This window comes from Pseudomonadota bacterium, assembly GCA_010028905.1.
Lineage (GTDB): Bacteria > Vulcanimicrobiota > Xenobia > RGZZ01 > RGZZ01 > RGZZ01.
In genome coordinates this window covers 1-2823 of sequence record RGZZ01000586.1, presented here as the reverse complement: position 1 = coordinate 2823, position 2823 = coordinate 1, and the positions used below count along the sequence as shown (strand labels likewise).

General features: G+C 66.3%; 2 protein-coding genes. Both read left to right on the top strand.

Going from position 1 to position 2823, the window contains the following annotated elements:
• A partial coding sequence (locus EB084_23165; protein NDD31164.1) for a class I SAM-dependent methyltransferase occupies positions 1-1286 on the top strand: 1286 nt, incomplete at its 5' end.
• Positions 1181-2823 (top strand): non-ribosomal peptide synthetase (locus tag EB084_23160; protein ID NDD31163.1); only part of this gene is annotated, 1643 nt, incomplete at its 3' end. The genes EB084_23165 and EB084_23160, both read left to right, overlap by 106 nt.

Below are 2823 nucleotides of genomic sequence, written 5' to 3'. Positions count from 1 at the left end.
CCCCCGATCTGCCCGCATCCGATCTCACTGACGCGCGTCCGCGCGTCATCGAGATTGGCTTCCCCCCCGATCTGCCCGCATCCGATCTCACTGACGCGCGTCCGCGCGTCATCGAGATTGGCTGCGGGACGGGGCTGCTGCTGGCGCGCCTGGCACCCGACTGCGCGACGTATCTCGGCTTCGACTTCTCTCACGAGTCGGTAACCGCCGCACGCGACCTGTGCGCGAGTCGTGCCGATCTCGCACATGTGCAGATCGAGGAGCGCACCGCAGACGACACCGCGCACCTGCCCGCGGGCGGATTCGATCTCGTCATCCTCAACTCCATCGTGCAGTACTTCCCGGGGGTCGAGTATCTCGAGCGGGTCGTTCAGGGGGCGCTTCGCGTGCTGGCCCCGGGAGGCCGCATCTTCCTCGGCGACCTGCGACACCTCGAGCTGCTCCCCGCCTTCCAGGCCTCCATCGCGCTGCACAAGGCCCTCGAGAACGGAGGAAGCACCTCGACACCCGAGCTGCGCACACGCACCGAGCGCGGCCTGCGCAACGAGGAAGAGCTGCTGCTCTCGCCGGCGCTGTTCACCGACTGGAAGAACCGCTGGCCCCAGATCGCGCGCGTCGAGGTGACCCCAAAGCGCGGCCACGCACGCAACGAGCTCACAAAGTACCGCTACGACGCCGTGCTCTTCACCCATGGTGACGATGCGCGCGAGACGGCCTCGCCGATCTGGCACGATGCCACATCCACGACGCTCGACGACATCACCACGCACCTGCGAAGCTCTTCCCAAGACGTCATCGCATTCACCCATCTCGCCAACATGCGAACCCACGACGATCGATTCGTACGGACGCTCCTCAGCGAGCACCCCTCCCAGGCGACCGACGTCGCACTGAAGACAGCGTCGGATCTGCACGCTGCACTCCAGTCGCAACACGCCACCGTCTCGACACGCAACCTCGACCCCGAAGCGCTCCACGCGATCGCCCTCGAGCACGGCTTCATCCTGCGCCTGTCGCTCACCGCCGCCTCCTCCGACGGTTCCTTCGACGCCGTCTTCACCCGCGGCGCCGCGGCTCACGCCTCGCAGGTCCCCTCGCAAACGACCCCCTGGCGCACATCATCGCCACCCATCTCGCCCCCGAGATCAAGACGTGGATTGCCGAGCGCCTGCCCGACTACATGGTGCCGTCGGCCTGGGTCGTGCTCGAGCGGCTCCCTCTCAACGCCAGCGGCAAGGTCGATCGTCGGGCCCTGCCCGCGCCCCTGCGTGGCGCGGAGCGCGTGACCGCGCCGCGCAATCCCATCGAGGAGATGATCGCCGCCATCTTCGCCGACGTACTCGGCATCGACAAGGTCGGCATCGACGAGGCCTTCTTCGACCTCGGCGGGCACTCGCTCTCGGCCACACAGGTGGTGTCGCGAATCTCGCGCACCCTCGGCAAGGAGGTGTCGCTGCAGACCTTCTTCGCCGGCCCCACCGTCGCCGAGATCGCCGCGGCCCTGCAAGACGCCGACGGGCATGTGCGTCCACCGCTCGTGCCCCAGACGCGCGATGACCACGCCCTGCCGCTCTCGTTCGCGCAAGAGCGACTCTGGTTCCTCGAGCAGCTTGTGGGCCGCAATCCCTTCTACAACATGCCGCTTGCCCTGCGACTCGAAGGCCTCCTTGACGTTGGGGCGCTACAGGCCGCCCTCGACGCCCTCATCACACGCCACGAGCCGCTGCGCACGCGATTCACCGCCGTCAACGGCGTGCCCCGACAGGTCATCGATGCGTCTGCACCCGTTCAGATGCCGATTCACGATCTCTCCGGCATGGTGAACCAGGAGGCACGCGAGCAAGCCGCACGTGCTGAGGTCACACGCGAAGCCATACGCCCCTTCGACCTCGCTGCTGACTGGCCCATCCGCGCACACCTGCTGCGCCTGGCTGCACGCGACCACGTGCTGACCATCACCATGCACCACATCGCATCCGACGGCTGGTCGATAGGCGTGCTCTCGCGCGAGCTCGATGGGCTCTACAGAGCGTTCAGCCAGAAACAGACGCCGACGCTCGTCCCCCTTCCCGTGCAGTACGCCGACTTCGCCCGCTGGCAGCGCGACTGGCTCTCTGGAGCCGGCCTCGAACGCCAGACCGCCTGGTGGAAGGCGCATCTCGACGGGGCCCCGCCCCTGCTCGAGCTCCCCTACGACCACCCACGCCCTCCGCGTCCGACCTATCGCGCCGGCGTGGTCACCACCACGGTCAACGCCAGCATCACGACACGCCTGCACGCACTCGCCAAGGCGAGCGATGCAAGCCTCTTCATGGTGCTTCGCGCTGCCTTCGCCGTGCTCATGCAGCGATGGAGCCAGAGCAATGACCTCGTCATCGGCTCCCCCGTCGCCAACCGCGTGGTACCCGAGATCGAGGGGATCATCGGGTTCTTCGTGAACACCCTCGCCCTTCGAAGCGATCTCTCGGGCAACCCGACCTTCACCGAGGTGCTGGAACAGACCCGCCGTGTCTGTCTCGAGGCCTACACCCATCAGGATCTACCCTTCGAGAAGATCGTGGCAGAGCTCAATCCCGAACGTAGAACCGACGCCCAGCCCATCGTTCAGGTGTCGTTTGCGCTGCAGAACACCCGTTTCGACGGATTTGGGCTCGCGGATCTCCTTGTCACTGGCTTTGCGCCCTCTCAGGCCACGGTCCGCTTCGATCTCGAGGTACACGTCTTCGAGGTAGAAGGCACTCTCGCGTGCAACGCCATGTACGCCACCGATCTGTTCGAGCAAGACACTGTAGCGTCACTGGTCCGTCACTACCTCCATCTCCT